The sequence below is a fragment of the Candidatus Hydrogenedentota bacterium genome, from assembly GCA_019637335.1.
Taxonomy (GTDB): Bacteria; Hydrogenedentota; Hydrogenedentia; order Hydrogenedentales; family JAEUWI01; genus JAEUWI01.
Genome location: JAHBVV010000017.1, coordinates 16060 through 33095 on the forward strand (window position 1 = coordinate 16060; position 17036 = coordinate 33095).

Genomic DNA, 17036 nt, shown 5'->3' on the forward strand with positions numbered 1-17036 from the left:
ACGTCCGCCGCAGGCGGAAAGGGTGAAGGTGCGGAACGTCCGCCGCAGGCGGAAAGAGTGAAGAGTGAAGGGTGAAGGGTGAAGGTGCGGCACGTCCGCCGCAGGCGGAAAGGGTGAAGAGTGAAGGGGCGGCACGTCCGCCGCAAGCGGAAAGGGTGAAGGGTGTTTTTTTGGGGGCGTGGTTATAACAGGAGGATATGAAGTTATGTCTTCGAATCGAGTGTTACGTTGCGGGCTTGTACTGTCGTTGGTTGTGTTGTGCGCGGGCGCGATGGGTCTGGAGCCGCTTCGGGTGAGCGAGAACAGCCGCTTCCTGACCTATGCGGACGGGAGCCCGTTTTTCTACCTGGGCGATACGGCCTGGGAGCTGTTTCACCGCCTGAACCGGGAGGAGGCGGAACGCTACCTTGAGAGCCGGGCGGCCCACGGCTTCACCGTGGTTCAGGCGGTTGTGGTGGCGGAGTTGAGCGGCATCAAGCAAGGCAACGCCTACGGGGAAAAGCCCTTTCACGATCTCGATCCGGGGCGGCCGAACGAGGCCTATTTCGCCCATGTGGACTGGATCGTGGACCGCGCCGCGGACAAGGGGCTGTATACGGGCATGCTGCCGACCTGGGGCCGCTGGGCGGGCGGGAACGACGAGGGCCGCGAGCTCAATGATTTCTTCAACGCCGGGAACGCCCGCGCTTACGGCCGCTTCATCGGGGAGCGCTATCGGAGCCGTCCGGTGATCTGGATCCTTGGCGGCGACCGGCAGCCCACGAAGAGCATGGCGGTTTGGGACGAAATGGCGGCGGGCCTGCGCGAGGCCGTGGGAGATTCGCAGCTCATCACCTATCACCCGCGCACCGCGTCCTCTCCCGAATTGCACGGCAAGGCCTGGCTGGATTTCAACATGATCCAGAGCGGGCACGATCCGAAGAGCATGAATTACGGGGCGATCGAGCGCGATTATGCGTTGATTCCGCCGAAGCCGTGCATGGATGCGGAGCCCGCCTACGAATACCCGCCCGACGCGATGCCGGAGAAGCGGCCGGTGGGCGCGGTCCAGGTGCGGCGGAATGCGTACTGGTCGGTGTTTGCGGGCGCGCACGGGCACACTTACGGCACGCACCCGATCTGGCAAATGTACGACGAAGGCCGCAAGCCCCTTTGGGATGTGGAGACGCCGTGGCATCAGGCCCTGGATCTGCCCGGCGCCAGCCAGATGAAGCACCTGAAGCGTTTGATGCTCAGCCGGCCCTATCTTACGCGGATCCCCGATCAGGGACTGATCCTGTCCGAGAACCCCAATGGGTTGGGACGCCTCCAGGCGACGCGGGACGGCCATCCGGGGCGGGGCGACGCCACGTATATGTTCGTGTATTTCCCGGAACACCACCGGGCGGTGATCAATACGGCGGCGATTGCGGGGGATACCGTCCGGATTGGGTGGTTTGATCCGCGCACCGGGGAGTTCACGGTGGCCGGGGAACAGGCCAACACCGGCTCCCTGGAATGCGAACCGCCCACGAACGCTTCCGGTGAAGACTGGGTGCTTGTCGTCGATGACGCCGGCCGGGGGTATCCCGCACCGTAATTCGTAACACTTTAGCGGTCTGAAGTGCGGAACAGTATGAGTTCGTACTAATGGAGACGGTGTGTATGGAGCGCCGGCGGCCCGCCGGCATGGCGCCGAAGGTGCAAGAATACGTTGCCGGAGTCCTCCGACGACACGCGGATTCTGATGCGACGGTAGCATTTCCAGAACGCTGCCTTGCGCCGGTGGCGCAATCTGCCGGCGGGCCGCCGGCGCTCCATAGTTGCACGTAGCCTTTATTCAGTAAGTCGCTCTGGTTTGGCCACTGTACTTCGTTCGGCCAAAGTGATACCGCAATTCAATGCCCGGCGCCGCCGCTGCCGCAGCGCGGCAACGCGCGGCGCCGGGCCACCCAATGCGCCTTTCGGCAATTGGCTTGCGATTGCGACCGGTATACGGGGAAGAATCCGCCCTTACCTCTTCTTTCCGAGGCTGTGCCAGCCGAGGAAGGTGACCAGCGCCATGCCGAGCATGAAGATGTCGCCGAGGATTGGTCGCAATCCGTCCACCAGGTCTTTTGTTCCGGGCATGCATCCCGGTGGGTTGCCTTCGCCTTCCCCTTCTCCTTCACCCTCTCCTTCGCCTTCGCCTTCGCCTTCGCCTTCCCCTTCCCCTTCCCCTTCCCCTTCCCCTTCCCCTTCCCCTTCCCCTTCCCCTTCGCCCTCGCCCTCGCCCTCGCCCTCTCCTTCACCCTCTCCTTCACCCTCTCCTTCTCCTTCACCCTCTCCTTCGCCTTCAGCCGCTGCATCGCTGACCACGATGTAGTCGCGTCGAACCGCGGTGTCGTCCGTGTTCGTGTTGGTTACGCTCAATGAAACGTCGTAGCTCCCGGGCGCGGTGTAGGTGTGGCTCGGGTTTTGCTCGAAGCTGGACGCGCCATCGCCGAAGTTCCAGAACCAGGTCTGGATCTCGCTGCCGATGGATAGGGTTCGGTCGGTGAATTGAACAGTAAGCGGCGCGATGCCCGATTGCACGTCCGCTTCGAAATCGGCCTCAAGTTGCGCCACGACTTCGCCCGGGGTGTAAGTAATCCGCAGCGTGGGGCGTTGGCTGGCGACGGTATTTTCCCGGGAGGCGATTTGGCGTGCGGTGGTGGGCTGCGTTTCGTCGCCGAGGACAAACCAGCCGAAATTGGTCGCGGGGTTATCCGCCCAGGCCTGTACATCTTCGACCAGGAGCGGGCCGGACCACGTGTACTCGCCTTCGCCGGCAACACTGGCGGTGGCGCGGATGCCGGAAGTCCTGTCGCCGCCCGCGTTCGACCACGCGTCGGAATCGAAGAAGGCAAAGGTCCAGGTGGCGTCGCCCGCCGCCGCCCCCGCGCCCATTCCGCCCGGCGCGCCCGCATTGGAGTTGCCCTCGCCCCAGTCCCGCGCGGCCCGTTCGAGTATGAAGTCCCGCGCGGTTTCGTCGATGGTTCGCGTCACGGTCATCGTCAGCGTCGCGCCGGTAACGGTGGCTCCCGACGGGAGCGCGCCGGCGACATCGAACGCGATCAGCGATCGCCGAACCGCGCCGATGTTCGTGTTACCGACGAACAAGAAGGCGCCGGCGCCATTGGCGATAGCGCCGTCTTCATCTTCGTACAGCGTGACATCCCGCGCCGGCGGGATAACCACGACCTCCTCGCCTTCGCCTTCGCCTTCGCCCTCGCCCTCGCCCTCACCCTCGCCCTCACCTTCACCTTCACCTTCACCCTCGCCCTCGCCCTCGCCCTCGCCCTCGCCCTCGCCCTCACCCTCACCCTCACCCTCACCCTCACCCTCACCCTCACCCTCACCCTCACCCTCACCCTCACCCTCACCCTCACCCTCACCCTCACCCTCACCCTCACCCTCACCCTCACCCTCACCCTCACCCTCACCCTCGCCCTCGCCCTCGCCTTCACCTTCGCCTTCGCCTTCGCCTTCACCTTCGCCTTCACCTTCGGACGGTACAGCGTTTCCTATCAGAAGCGGTTGCGGGTCGTCGGTGGAGACAATCTTATAGATTTCGCCGAGAAAACGGGCGCGCGGACACGTGGGGGTGTTGATGTCACCGCGCGAACAGATGTAGAGCCCGCCCGCCGCGTCCTCCCCGAACGAAGTCAGGTTGTTGATGACCATGCCCGCGCCCGGATCGAGTTCCACGGTGCGATCGATGAATTCCACGATTGCGCCGTTTTCGAGGCGCAGCGACCAGATTTTCGATGGGCCGGCCGGATCGCAGGCGCCCGTGGCCGGTCCGCTCCAGTCCCCGAAGAAATAGGCCCCCTGAAGTTCGGGGATTTTGTCGCCCCGGTAGACATAGCCGCCGATGATGGCTTCCTTCGGGGCTCCGATATCGCCATGGCAGCGATCGTAGATGGGCAGCGTCAGGCCCTCCGTCACGCACCCGGTTCCCGAGCAGGGGCCGCCGAAGCCGATGCACGCGTTGCCCTCCATCACGTTGAACCCGTAATTTTCGCCGCCCTTGCTGGAGCCGGGCTGGTAGTTGAGTTCCTCCGGACCGCCCCCGGCCACATCGCCGAGGTACATGTCGCCATTGGCGCGGTCGAAGGAGAAACGCCAGGGCTGGCGGAGGCCCAGGGCCCAGATCTCCTCCCGAACGCCGCCGCCTTCGCCCACAAACGGGTTGTCCGGGGGAATGGCGTAGGGGAGCCCGTTGTCCACATCCAGGCGGAGCAATTTGCCTTTCAACAGCGCGAGATTCAAACCGTTGTCGCCGGTTCCCTGCATGATCCCGGTCGAAAAGTACAGGTAGCCGTCGTTCGGGCCGAAGGCGATCATACCGCCGTTGTGGTTTTCGTTCGGATTCTCCACCCGGACGATTTCGACGCCGCTTCCGGGGTCGGCCCGGTCCGGATTGTCCGCGCTGACCTGATAGCGGGCGACCACGGAGTCGGCGTGGAAGGGATCCGCATCGTTCCGCTCGGTGTAGGACACGAAGAAATAGCCGTTGTCGGCATATTGCGGATGAAAGGCGAGGCCGAGCAACCCCTGTTCGCTGCGACCGTGGGAAATCAGGTTGGTGTCGCTCACCAGGGCGGTGAGGTCCAGAAAGGGCGTTGGTTCGGGAACCAGCGTGGCTGCGCCATCCTCGAAGGCCTGATTGAGGACGTGAATGGTCCCCTCCTGCCCCACGACGAACAGGCGATCGGTATCGCCGGGCGGGGCCGTGACAAAAAGCGGCTTCTCCAGCCCGGTCGCGACGCGCACGGTCGTCAGTGCGGCGTCCGCGGCGTTCTGCGCCAGTAGGGCTCCCGCGAAAACACACCAGACAAAAACAGCAAGCGCCCGCATGGCGACATCCTCCCCAGGTTGTGGTTACGCCGGCAACCGCCTTCAGGCCGGTAATGCGGGAAAGAAACGACACGCGTTGCTTCCGGCGGCTGCCCTGCGCCTTGCGCGTTAGTATCACTGGTCTTGCCGGTGGTGTCAAGTGAAGATTACATGCGGGTTTGGCGCGGCCGGGTGGGCTTCGGTTTTTCATTGCGGAATTCGGCGGTTTCTGATTAACTGAAGGGGCGCGTGATCGCGCGCAACAGCCGGGCCGCCCGGGCATCCATCGATACCCGTCTGCCGGCTCGGGAAAGGGGATGTTTCCATGCGCACCATTCCAACGCCTGTGGCGGAATTCCTTCGGGGGAAGCGTATCGCGGTGGCCGGGGTGTCCCGACGAGGGGATGTGGCGGCGAACGCGATCTTCAAGAAGCTCGTGAAGTCCGGGTATACGGTTTTCGCCGTCAACCCCCATGCGGAGACGGTGGAGGGTACGCCGTGCTATCCGGATCTCGCGTCCATCCCGGGCGAACTGGACGGGGTCGTCATCGCCACGCACCCGAAGGTTTCCACCGATCTGGTTCGGCAGTGCGCGGATCGCGGTGTGGGGCAGTTGTGGTTCCACCGGTCCTTCGGCGGCGGCAGTGTGTCCGACGAGGCGCTTTCGGAGTGCGCGCGCCTGGGTATTGAGCCGATTGTGGGCGGTTGCCCGCTGATGTTCTGCGAGCCGGTCGATGTGCCGCACCGGTGCATGCGCTGGTGGCTACAGCGGTCCGGCCGCGTGCCGGTTTGACGGGCGATCATGAAGGGTGCGGAAGCTATCCCGCGCGGAATCGGGGGAAGGGGTCTCCGGTCGCCGCGAGGTGGTCGTCGAGCAGGCGCCGGTGGTGATTAAGGACATCCGGCGCGGTTCCGGTATGGGCGAGATCGGTGGTTTCTCCCGGATCAGTCTCGAGATTGAAGAGTTGCTCCGCGGGCGCGCCCTGACTGTAGCGGATGTACTTGTAGCGCGCGGACCGGAGCATGCGCCCGTGAACGTCCGTTGGATTGCCCACGCCGCTGTGATGGTTGTTCTCCGTGACGATGTACGGATGGGCGGGGGCGTCCGCGCGGCCCAGGGCGGCGGGCGCGGCGCTGAGTCCCCGGAGCCCCTCTGGCGCGGGTATGCCGGCCAGGTCGAAGAGCGTGGGGAAAAGGTCCGTTCCCAGGTTGATGAGGTGCTCGCGATTCCGGAGGCCGGCGCGCGTTCGCCCCTTCCAGCTCACGATAAAGGGCACGCGCGCCACTTCATCGTAGAAGAGCGTCTTCTGGTTCCAGCGGTGCGCGCCCAGGCCGTCGCCGTGGTCGCTGGCGAACACGATGGCGGTGTTTTCCTCCAGGCCCGCCTCCCGGAGCACGCCGAGGACCTGGCCGATATAGGCGTCGACCAACTCGGTCATGCGGTAGTAGCCCCAGAGGTACTGGCGCCAGCGCGGGTCGTCCGGCGCCCAGTCGCGGGTTGGGTAGGCGCTGGTCATATTGGGGTCAAACTGGTGCTGTCGGATGGCGGCGGGCTCGCCCTCGGGAATTGCGCGGTTTGGCGGCAGCGGCGGGCAATCCCCGGGCGGCGGCGGCGGACCGATTTCGCCGTTCGGCAGCGTTTGCTCCAGACCGCTCAGGCGTCGCGCCCACTCGCATATGTCATGCGGGTTCACGAAGGAAGCGATGAGGAGGAACGGGTTCTCCCGGGGGCGCAGCATGAATTCGGCGCAATGCTCGGGGATGTTGAAGTCCACGCCGTTGTTTCGCGCGGAATTGATGTAGTTGAAGCCGCTCCAGGCGGTGTCCTCGATCGGGCGCGGGATATGCCACTTTCCCACGTGGCCGGTATCGTAGCCGCCATCGCGGAAGTACTTCGCGAGGCAGGGCGCGGTGACGTCCACCTGGCCCGGACGCATATTGGTGACAACGCCGTTTTCGTGCGAGCTGGTGCCGGTCATGTAACTCGTGCGCGCGGGGACACAGATCGGGTTGGGTGTGTAGGCGGCCTCGAACTGGACCCCGTTCGCGGCGAGGCTATCCATCGCGGGGGTGCGCAGGTACGGATTTCCAGCGCATCCCATGGCGCCGCCCCATTGCTGGTCGGTGGTGATCACGAGGATATTCGGGCGTCCGTTCGCGCGTCTTGGCGCATCGCCCGCCGCTTGAACGATGGCTTCGACGCGCGCGGCGGACTCGGCCAGCCGCCCGGCTCCGTGCGCGGTCAGGCCTGCGGCGGCAAAGGCCGCGGACGCCAGAAAGGCGCGCCGCCCCACGCGGGGCGATTCACGGTGCTTTGGTTGGCTTCTGTACATGGTTCGCGCCTTTCCTGGCCGGGGGCATTTCGCGATTCAGTATAGCAGCCCGGGTCGAGGGTCGCACGCCACCGATGGCGCTAACGCTTTCCGTGGCGTTTCGGCTACTATGGTTCCGTAGTAACCACATACCCCGCGTCACCGGGGGGAGGCGCCGCTCATGCGTACGTTTTCTTCGCTCTGCATTGATGGCTTGGACCAGCTTGTCTTTGGCGCGTGTCCAAATCCGGTTCAAGTGACGCCGTCCATTCGGGTGGGGGCCGGTGAGACCATTCCGGAGTTGAACTATATCCTGGCGCACGGGAGCGGCGTCCGGGAAGAGACGATCGATGCGGTGGTGGCCGAATACCGGCTCATGGCGGAGCACGCGCTGGAGCGCGCGCAGCAGCTTTCGATTCCGGCTTTTGTAATCGAGATCGAACTCGTTTTCGAGATGACACTGAATCCGGCGTGGGGCGAGCGTGTGATTGCCGCCACCCGCGAGGTCATTGACGCGTGGCGGGATGGCGGTTTGAACGTGGCGCTGCGGACGACGGTGGCCGATATCCGCGATCGGAATCGCCCGCCCCGGAACCGGACCAGCGCCGAAACCGAGCTGATGTTCGAGACCTTTGAGCGTTGCGCGCCGTACTCCGATATTCTCTCCATCGAGTCGACCGGGGGGAAGGAGGTGTCGGACGAGGCCCTGTTGCTTTGCGACGCGGGCGGTGTCGCGTTTGCGCTGGGTGAGTTGGCGTCGCGCGACATGGAATTCGTGTGGACCCGGGTCGTGGATATCAGCCGCCGCCACGGCAAGGTTCCGGGCGGGGACGCGGCCTGCGGCTTTGCGAACACGGCGATGCAACTGGCGGGCAAGCGGATGATCCCCACGGTCTTTGCGGCCGTGGTGCGCGCGATGGGGGCGGCCCGTTCGCTCGTGGCGCTGGAATGCGGGGCGACGGGCCCGGACAAGGACTGCGCGTACGAGGGGCCGGTTCTCAAGGCGATCGCGGGCATTCCGGTGGCGATGGAGGGGAAATCGGCCGCGTGTGCCCACTCCAGCCCTCTCGGTAATGTGGCCATGTGTTGCTGCGATCTGTGGAGCAACGAGTCCGTGCCGTTTGTGAACCTGTTTGGGGGGCATACGCCGGCGGTCTGCCTCGAACAACTGTGGTACGACTGCAAGCTGATGAACACCGCCACGATGGCGGGACAGGCCATCGCGTTGCGCGATCTCCTGAGCGAGTCGGACGTGCACACGAGCGCCGAGGCGTTGATGATTGCGCCCTCCTCCGCGCTGCGGTTGGCCCGCGCCATCGTCGCTGCGCCGGGCCGTATGGAGCGCACCCTGAATGCCGCGCGGGAAGGCGTGGCCATTATTGAAGAGGCTGTTTCGTCGGGGCGCCTGAGCGTGCCGCCGATGGAAGCGGGCTGGATCGAGCGCATGCGGGAAAGCCTTGATATTTGCGCGTCGTTGGACGGCGGCCGGACCGACTTTTACAGCGCGGCGTATCCCGGGAAGTTCCTCGCGGCGGAGTATGGGTTCTGATCCGGGACCGGCTCCGGCACGCGGCTGGTTGTAACTTTCATGCGCCCCTGGGGTATCGTGTAGCACCTGTGTGGTTCAACGCCCGGCGCGCAGGCCGGGCCCGGGAGGCGCTAACATGACACACGAGGAACGCACGCCCCTGCACGCCCGCTCGCTGCCCGGCGTAGTGAGCGAGGAGGCGCCGACGTGGCGAGGCATGCCGATGCGGGGGCTTTATTTTTTGGAAAGCCGGCTGGCCGAGGGCGCGCGGCCCGACACGGGGCGCGGCCCCGCCGTGCTGCTGCCGGGCAGCTGGGACCCGCACCAGGGTGAATACAGCAACGCGGTTCTCCGCAGCCTCCTGGAGGAGGCCGGGGCGCCGTCCGTGTTTGAAGCGCACTACCGCTTTGAGGGCCAGGACGGGCGCTTTGAGCCGGATGCCGTGGTGGCGGATCTGGTGGACATTTTCCTCGACGCGGCGTCGCCGCCCACGGTGGTGGGCTTGTGTCTGGCTTCCCCGTTTGTTCTGGAGGCGCTGCTGGCCGCGTGTGAACGGGATCCCGCGCCGCCGGTCGCGGGGGTGCTGGTGATCGGCAACGGGGTTCCGGGGCATTTGAACCGGCTCGGCCGGATGACGTTCCGGAATTACACGAACAAGACGATCGCGGCCATATCCAAACGCTTCAGCTATGCGGGACACAACTTCACGTCGGACAATATCGTTCGTGGCGAGCAATGGCTGCGCGAGTCTCGCCTTACGGCGGCCCTGGCGCGGGCGGAGAAAGACGGCCCGATCACGCCCTTCCCCGTGCCGGTGGAGTCGCTGTATTTTCGTTTTGATATTTCGACCCGCGAGGTGCGCGCGCTGACCCGGCGCGTGTTTGGCATTGAGCGAGCGGCCCCGCTGATTCCGGGCTATCACCGTTCGCTGCGGAGGCCCTCTCCCGCGGATGAGACAATTCTGGCGTTTTATGAATCAACTCAGGCGGCCGCGCGCGCCGAGGCGCCGGGGGCCACTGGCGAGGACTGAAATGCGTCGACTGGCGCCTGCCGCCATTTCCGGGCTGGTGTTGCTTACCTATGCCGCATCCCTGGCGGGGACCTTTGCCGGGGACGACTTCATTCTGGTCCGCAATGCACGCAATGCCTCCTGGAGCTTTGCGGAGCTCGCGCGGGCTTTTCAGTGGGACGAGGAAACCATTACGGACGGCTGGCTCCCGCCGGATTTCCAGGATTTTCGGCTGCACTATTTCCGCCCGGTTGTCATGGCGAGCCTCAAGCTGGACCTGGCGCTGTGGGGCGAGCGGGCGGCGGGCTTCTATCTCTCCAACATCGCTCTATATCTGCTGATTACGCTGCTGGTTTACCGGTGGGGCGCGGACTTTGGCCTCGGCGCGCGCGGGCGCTTCCTGCTTGGGGTCCTGTTTGCGGCCTGGTCCGTCAACCAGCTTGCCGTCAACCAGATTAACGGGCGCACGGAACTGGTGGCCGGTGTATTCGTGCTGGCGTCGGTGATCAGCCTGGGCCAGTTTCACCGGCGGGGCGGATCGGCGTCGTACTCGTTGGCGCTGGCCGCCGCCGTGCTGGCACTGGGATCGAAGGAGAACGCGGTGATGCTGCCGCTGTTCCACACGCTCGCGGCGGCGTTCCTCTACCCTCCGGAGGCGCTCGGGCGTGATGGGTGGCGGCGGCGCGCCTGGGCGGTCGCGCCGTTCTACGCGCTGATCCCGGTCTACTTTGCGGTGCGCTCCGTGTACCTGGACGGCTTTCCCGTACCGCCGGGCGGGTTCTACTTCCATGATCCCGGCGAGCCCGGGTTTCTGGTTTTCTTTCTCGCCAAGCTCGCGCACGCGCCGCTGGCGCTTTTCTACCAGATTCCCGCGCTCGTTTATCCCGCGATAATCGAGCGATCGCCGGTGTTGCTTGCGGTTGCGCTTGTGGCGGCGGCGGCCACGGCGTTCGTGGTGCTTCGCTGGATGCGGCCGCCCTTCCGCTACTTTTTCATCGGCTGGCTCGTGATCTGCCTCGCGCCCACCGCCACGATGGGGCACAACCCGATCTACTACCTGCTGTGCGCTCCGGTGGTTGTCGTGCTGTACGTAAAGTTGCACGAGGCTGGCTGCAAATCGAGTGTGCGGTGGCGGGCGCGGGCGGCCCGGGCGATGATCCCGGCGTCGATTGTATTCGGGGTCCTCGTTTCCACCGGCAATGCGATCGCGGTCCGGGCCTCCGGGATTTTGCCGCGCGCCGCCGCCGAGCGGGTGGCCGCCTATCTCGACGCGCATCCGGAGGTGGAAGAGGTTTTTCTCATAGACGTGCCCTGGACCTGCGGCTACCTGGTCCCGGCGATCCGCTTCGCCGCCGAGCGGCACGCGGATAAGGCGTTCACGGTACTTTCCGTGACGGCCGACATTGCCGGAGAAGTCCCATCGCGGATAACGGCCGCCGACGCGCACACCATCGAACTGCGCCCCGCGAGTGGCGCCTATCTCCGGACGGGGCTGGAACCCATCTTCATGGCGCGGCCGCTTCCCCGGTTTCGGGCCGGGATGTCGGCTCGGGATCCGGCGTACACCATCGAGATTTCCGAGGTGGAGGAGGCCTACATTCGGGAGGAGGGACCATTGTTGCAAGCGATCCGGGAGGGCCTCGACGCGCCGCCGGAAACGCAGCGCGGTGTGCTTGCGCTTCGCTACCGGTTCACCGAGCCGCTGGAGGCGCCGGGGCGGGCCTTCCTTCAGCTTGCGCCGTCCGGCGCGGTCAAGCTATTCAGGCCGGAGTATTGACGGCAAGCCGCGATGCGCTTGTCTTTTCCGGGGCTTTTCTGCGATGATCGGGCGTTGTTTTGACCACTTTTTCCCCAGCCGCCCATTCCAAGCGCGATGTATTTGCAAGGTTTACTCCGGATGAATAAAGAACGTCTCACCCCGCTGATCAAGGAAGTCCAGAATCACCTGTTTAACGAGTTAATCCCCTTCTGGCTGACGCACGGCACGGACCACGAATACGGCGGCTTTCTGACCTACCTTGACAAGGACGGCAACCCGACGGGCGAGGGCACGAAAACGCTGGTGTGCCAGACGCGGATGATCTATTCGGCGGCGTCGGCGCACCGGGCGAACCTGGGGGATGGTAAGTTTCTGGAGATTGCGCGCCAGGGCGTCGAATTCCTGATCGAACACTTCTGGGACGACGAGTACACGGGCTGGTACTGGACGACGACACGCGAGGGCGTACCGGAGAACCGGAGCAAGCTGACCTACGGGCATTCGTTTGCGATTTACGCCTTGAGCGAGTACGCGATGGCTTCGGGCGATGCGCGCGCGCTGGAGATGGCGGTGGAGACGTACAATACGCTCATCAACCGCGCGGCGGACAAGGAACATGGCGGCTTTCTGGAGTTTCTTGAGGAGGACTGGCGTCCGAAGCGCCCGGGGGTGTACGGCGGCGACCGGAAGTCCTTCGACGTGCACATGCACCTGATGGAAGCGTTCACGAACCTCTACGAAGCGACGGGCGAGGAGAAGTACAAGGAGGACGCGTGCTACGTGATCGACCTGATCTTCCAGCACATGATCCATCCGGAGTTTGGCACGGGCGTGGCCCAGTTTGCACTCGACTGGACACCGCTCCGCGCGATAATCTTCCGGGATGTGTGGGGATCCGACCGGGACGTCGAGGAGGACGATGGGCGCCCGATGAACAACACCAGCTTCGGGCACAACGTGGAGTTCGGGTGGCTGTTGAAGCATTCGATCGACATACTCGGGCTCGATGTGGAGGCGTATCGCGAACCGATGCGGAAACTGTACGACCACTGCCTCAACTACGGCATTGACTGGGAGCGCGGCGGGGTATTCTGCGAGGGTCCGCACGACGGTCCGGCGCGGGAGCGGAACAAGGAGTTTTGGCAGCAGGCGGAAACGATGGTGGGCCTGCTGGACGGCTGCCTGCTGTACGGCGAGGAAAAGTACCTGGACGGCTACGAAAATGTGCACCGGTTCGTGATGGATCACGTGATTAATCACCGGGTGGGCGAGTGGTATCCGTTGTTTGACGAGCAGAACAACCGGCTGTGGGACTACATGGGGCACGCGTGGAAGATCAACTACCACACCGTGCGCGCCACGATCCAATGCGAGCGGCGGCTCTCCCAGCTCATCGCAAGCGCCGGTTGACGCCGCATCCCGGTTGACAATCGCCCCGCCGGCGGGCAGAATGCCCGTACATGTGGAAGGCAGCGGGTCGACAGCGCGGCGCCGCCGAAACGCTCTTGCGGACCAGCGCGGGCGTTCGTGTGGCGTCCCGGAATCCATGAAGGCGGGTCAGGATGAATAACGCATCAATTTCCGGGCGGTTGGTTGGGATGGCGGCGGCGCTCCTGGCGCTGTTGTGGCTGCCGGGTTGTCCCTTCGCCCCGCCCTTCGCCGATTTTTCCGCCAGCCCGACCGAGGGCGCGGCGCCGCTGGCCGTGCAGTTCACGGCGGCGCCCGGCGAGGGCAGCACGCCGATTGACGCGTTCGCGTGGGACTTCGGAGATGGATCCCAGAGCGCGATGGAGAATCCGGCGCATGTGTACGAGGCGCCCGGGCTCTACCGCGTCTCCCTGACGGTGTCCAACCGCAACGGATCGACCACGCGCACGCGCAACGAGTATATCCGCGTCCGGGCGGAACCCGCCGCCTCGTTTTCGGGCGCCCCGCGCGCGGGCACGCCGCCGCTTACCGTCCGGTTCCTGGACGAATCGGACACGGGCCCCCACGAGTCCGCGGAATGGCTCTGGGATTTTGGCGACGGCGAGACCAGCACGGACCGCAATCCCGTTCATGAGTATGTGCAGCCCGGCGAATACGAAGTGTCGCTGACGGTGACGACGGACGGGGGGGCCAACACCGTGGTTCGACCCGGCTACATTGTGGTGAGCGCCGTGCCGATGGTGGACTTCGACGCATCGCCGACCGGGGGAAGCGCCCCGCTGAACGTGCAGTTCACCGATCGGTCCATGCCGGGAACCTCGGCGATCACGTCGTGGTTCTGGGAATTTGGCGACGGCACGACCAGCTCCGAGCGGAACCCGCTGCACATCTATTCGGCGCCGGGGCCGTACACGGTTTCGCTGACGGCGCGCAACGATGCGGGTGAAGCCACCCGGACGCGCGCCGATTTCATCACGGTTACGCAACGGCCGGCCGCGGCCTTCAGCGCCGCGCCGCGGGAAGGCGCCGCGCCCCTGGCCGTGAGCTTCCTGGATGAATCACTTTCGGGCTCGGCCCCGATCGAGGAATGGCTGTGGGATTTCGGGGACGGGACGAGTTCGAGCGATCGCAACCCGATACACGAGTTCGCGGCGTCCGGCGCGTACGATGTATCGCTGACGGTGACCTCCGCGGCGGGAACGAGCGCGGTGCTGCGCGAGCGGTATATCGTCGCGCAGGCGAGGCCCGCGGCCGATTTCAGCGCCTCGGTCAGGCAGGGCGATGCGCCGCTCACGGTGGAGTTCCAGGATTTGTCCACGCCGGGCGATTCGCCGATTACCGGACGCCAGTGGAGTTTTGGCGACGGTACTTTCAGCGGCGATGCGCGCCCGGCGCACACATATACCGCCCCGGGGGTTTACACGGTGTCGCTGCGGGTCGAATCGGCCGTGGGCTCCGGTTTCAAGGCCGAACCCGATTACATTGTGGTTACGGCGCCGCCGGCGGCGTCGTTTACGGCCACGCCGCAAACGGGCCAGACCCCGCTTTCCGTGAGTTTCACCGACACCTCGTCGCCGGGCAGCAGCCCGATTAACGAGTGGCTGTGGGACTTCGGCGACGGGACCACGAGCACCGACCAGCACCCCACGCGGGTATACAGCAATCCGGGCCGCTACACGGTTACGCTGACGGTCACGACCGAAGAAGGCGAAAGCACGTCAACCCGAAATGAGTTGATCCGGGCGGTGCAGGCGCCGCGCGCCGATTTCACCGCCGATGTCACCGGGGGCGTGGCGCCGCTCGCCGTGCAGTTCCGCGACGCGTCGGATCCGGGATCCGGGCCGATTACGGCGCGCGCGTGGGATTTCGGGGACGGCAACACCAGTACGGTGGAGGACCCGTTGCACACCTATGCCCAGCCGGGAAATTTCACGGTGTCGCTTACCGTGACCACCGCGGCGGGCCTGAATACCGCCCGCAAGACGGAGTTTGTCACAATAACGCCGGATGTCACGTTCACCGTGACGCCCGCGACCGGCCTGGCCCCGGCCACGGTGTCCTTTTCCGACACCACCGACGCGTCGCCGTTTGCGATCGGGCTCTGGGCCTGGGATTTCGGGGATGGCGGGACCAGCGATCTGCCGACGCCGTCGCACACGTACACCCAGGCCGGCTCCTACGATGTGGCGCTGACGATTACCACGGACCAGGGCGAAGCCACGACGACCCATGCCGGGGCGGTGCGCCTGCGGCCCACGCCGGCGTTTTCCGCCGCGCCGCGCGACGGGGCGGGGGCGCCGCACGATGTCCAGTTCATGGACGAGACCGACCCCGGCAACCTGGAAATCGTCGGCTGGGAGTGGGATTTCGGCGATGGCCGGCGGAGCACGCAGCAGAACCCGTCGCACAGCTACGCCGCGCCGGGGGTGTACAACGTGACGCTGACGGTGCAGACGGACCTGGGCGCGAGCGCCACCCGGCGAGATGGCTTTGTGGTGGTGCGACCAGCCGCGGCGTTTTCCGCGGACGTGACCGAGGGCGTGGATTCGCTTGGGGTGCAGTTTACCGACGAGACCGATCCCGGCAGCCTCGAGATTCTCACGTGGGCGTGGGATTTCGGCGATGGCGCGACGAGCGCCCTGCGGAACCCGGCCCATACCTATACCCAGCCGGGGACATACACCGTTTCATTGACGATCAACAGCACGCAAGGGGCGGACACCGAGATCAAGGCGGGCTATATCGTGGTGGCGCCGGACGTCCAGTTCAGCGCAAGCGCGACGTCGGGGCCCGCGCCGCTTGCGGTGACCTTCACCGACACGACGAATACGGGCCTGCTGGAGACGACGGCGCGCGTATGGACCCTGGGCGAGGGCGATCCGGTGATGGACGAAGAAGCGCCGATGTACGAGTACATGACGCCGGGCTTCTACGACGTGAGCCTGACCATCACCACCACCCAGGGCGAGGCTTCTCGCGTGCGTACCGGCTTCATCATGGTGCAGCCGGTGCTGGACGTGACCGCGATGGTGACCCCGGGCGCGGGCACGGCCATGGCGGTTTTCACCAACAACACGGATCCCACGCCATTGACCGAGGTCACGTGGGCGTGGGACTTCGGCGACGGAAACACGAGCACGGAGGCCGCCCCGACCCACGAATACATGGCGCCGGGCATCTACGAGGCCCGGGTGACGATGGATTCCGCCGAGGGCGTAACGGCGACGGCGCTGGTGACGACCGTCGAGATTGATCCCATCGTTTCGTTCACCGCCACGCCGGACAACGTTATGGAGATGGAGGAAGTGAACTTTGCCGACACGTCGAACATCGGCAATCTGACGGTATCCGCCCGGGCGTGGGATTTCGGCGATGGGAATTCGAGCACGGACGAAAGCCCGGCGCACAGCTACCTTGCCGCGGGCTCGTACATGGCGTCGCTCACGATCACCACGGAGCTCGGAGATTTCACGGTGGACACGCCGGTGACGGTCACCGTGTCCGCGAAGGACGCGCGGGCCTGGTTCGACTGGCTGAAAGGGGCGGAATTCCTGGCCGATGCCCTGGCCGCGCAGGCGCCCGTGGCGCGCTTCGACGATGGCGGCTGGGCGGCGGCGCTTCACGATGCGGCGGGGCTGGTGCTGATCCGCAGTGATGACCGCCTGGCGCCGATTTGGGCCGTTGATTTGTCGGCCCTCCGGCTGGAGCGGGTTTCCGCGATTTATCCGCTTGCGGAGGGTGGTTTGCTCGTCGCGGGCGCGGACGCGGAAGCCGAAACGCGCGGCGCGCTGGTGCTCTTGCGCCTGGATGACGACGGCGAATTCCGCTGGCGCGTTGCGTTGCCAGACCAACTGGCGGCGGACGTGGCCGCGGTTGCCGATGCCCCGGCGAGCGATGTGTATGTACTCGCCGCGCCGGGCGGCGCCGAGACGCGGCAACCGGTCTGTTATCGAATTGGCGCCGGCGGCGAGGTCGTGTGGCGGGTGGCGTTGCCCGCGGTTGCTTGCGAAAACTGGGGGCTGCGCGTGCTGGACGGCGGTGGCGTCGTCGTGTATGGCGAACAGCCGGACGCGGACGGGCCGGGAACATGGGAGCGCCAGATTGGCGCGCGGGGCGACGGTATCGATTTGCGTTAGTGCTCGTAGGGCCTGAACCGGCCCG

Annotated in this window: 9 protein-coding genes; 7 read left to right on the top strand and 2 right to left on the bottom strand. The window is 65.5% G+C overall.

The genetic code is table 11. The features are described from left to right. Positions 1-271 precede the first annotated feature (271 nt). Positions 272-1579 (top strand): glycoside hydrolase family 140 protein, encoded by a 1308-nt coding sequence (locus KF886_17105; protein MBX3179076.1) that lies wholly within the window; start codon positions 272-274, stop codon positions 1577-1579. 413 nt (positions 1580-1992) lie between these two features. On the opposite strand, the gene KF886_17110 is transcribed toward KF886_17105, so the two are convergent. Then, positions 1993-4860, bottom strand: coding sequence for a PQQ-dependent sugar dehydrogenase (locus KF886_17110; GenBank protein MBX3179077.1), 2868 nt, complete (start codon positions 4858-4860; stop codon positions 1993-1995). A gap of 304 nt (positions 4861-5164) precedes the next feature. On the opposite strand from KF886_17110, the gene KF886_17115 reads away from it, so the two are divergent. Next, positions 5165-5632, top strand: a complete 468-nt coding sequence (locus tag KF886_17115; GenBank protein MBX3179078.1) for a CoA-binding protein — start codon at positions 5165-5167, stop codon at positions 5630-5632. Positions 5633-5657: 25 nt separating this feature from the next. Here KF886_17115 and KF886_17120 read toward each other — a convergent pair whose 3' ends face one another. Next, positions 5658-7172, bottom strand: coding sequence for a sulfatase-like hydrolase/transferase (locus tag KF886_17120; protein MBX3179079.1), 1515 nt, complete (start codon positions 7170-7172; stop codon positions 5658-5660). Between the two features lie 160 nt (positions 7173-7332). Here KF886_17120 and KF886_17125 point away from each other — a divergent pair, with 160 nt between their 5' ends. From KF886_17125 to KF886_17145, 5 genes are all read left to right on the top strand, one after another. Continuing rightward, positions 7333-8700, top strand: a complete 1368-nt coding sequence (locus KF886_17125) for a hypothetical protein (GenBank protein ID MBX3179080.1) — start codon at positions 7333-7335, stop codon at positions 8698-8700. A gap of 115 nt (positions 8701-8815) precedes the next feature. Further along, positions 8816-9709: a hypothetical protein gene (locus KF886_17130; protein MBX3179081.1), complete on the top strand. Its 894-nt coding sequence runs from the start codon at positions 8816-8818 to the stop codon at positions 9707-9709. Between the two features lies 1 nt (position 9710). Further along, the gene (locus KF886_17135) at positions 9711-11465 is read left to right on the top strand and encodes a hypothetical protein (protein ID MBX3179082.1); all 1755 of its coding nucleotides are present in this window, start codon (positions 9711-9713) and stop codon (positions 11463-11465) included. A 120-nt stretch (positions 11466-11585) separates the two neighbouring features. Further along, positions 11586-12857 (top strand): AGE family epimerase/isomerase, encoded by a 1272-nt coding sequence (locus KF886_17140; GenBank protein MBX3179083.1) that lies wholly within the window; start codon positions 11586-11588, stop codon positions 12855-12857. A gap of 152 nt (positions 12858-13009) precedes the next feature. Beyond that, a complete protein-coding gene (locus KF886_17145; GenBank protein ID MBX3179084.1) occupies positions 13010-17011 on the top strand; it encodes a PKD domain-containing protein in 4002 nt (1333 codons plus the stop codon). Positions 17012-17036 lie beyond the last annotated feature (25 nt).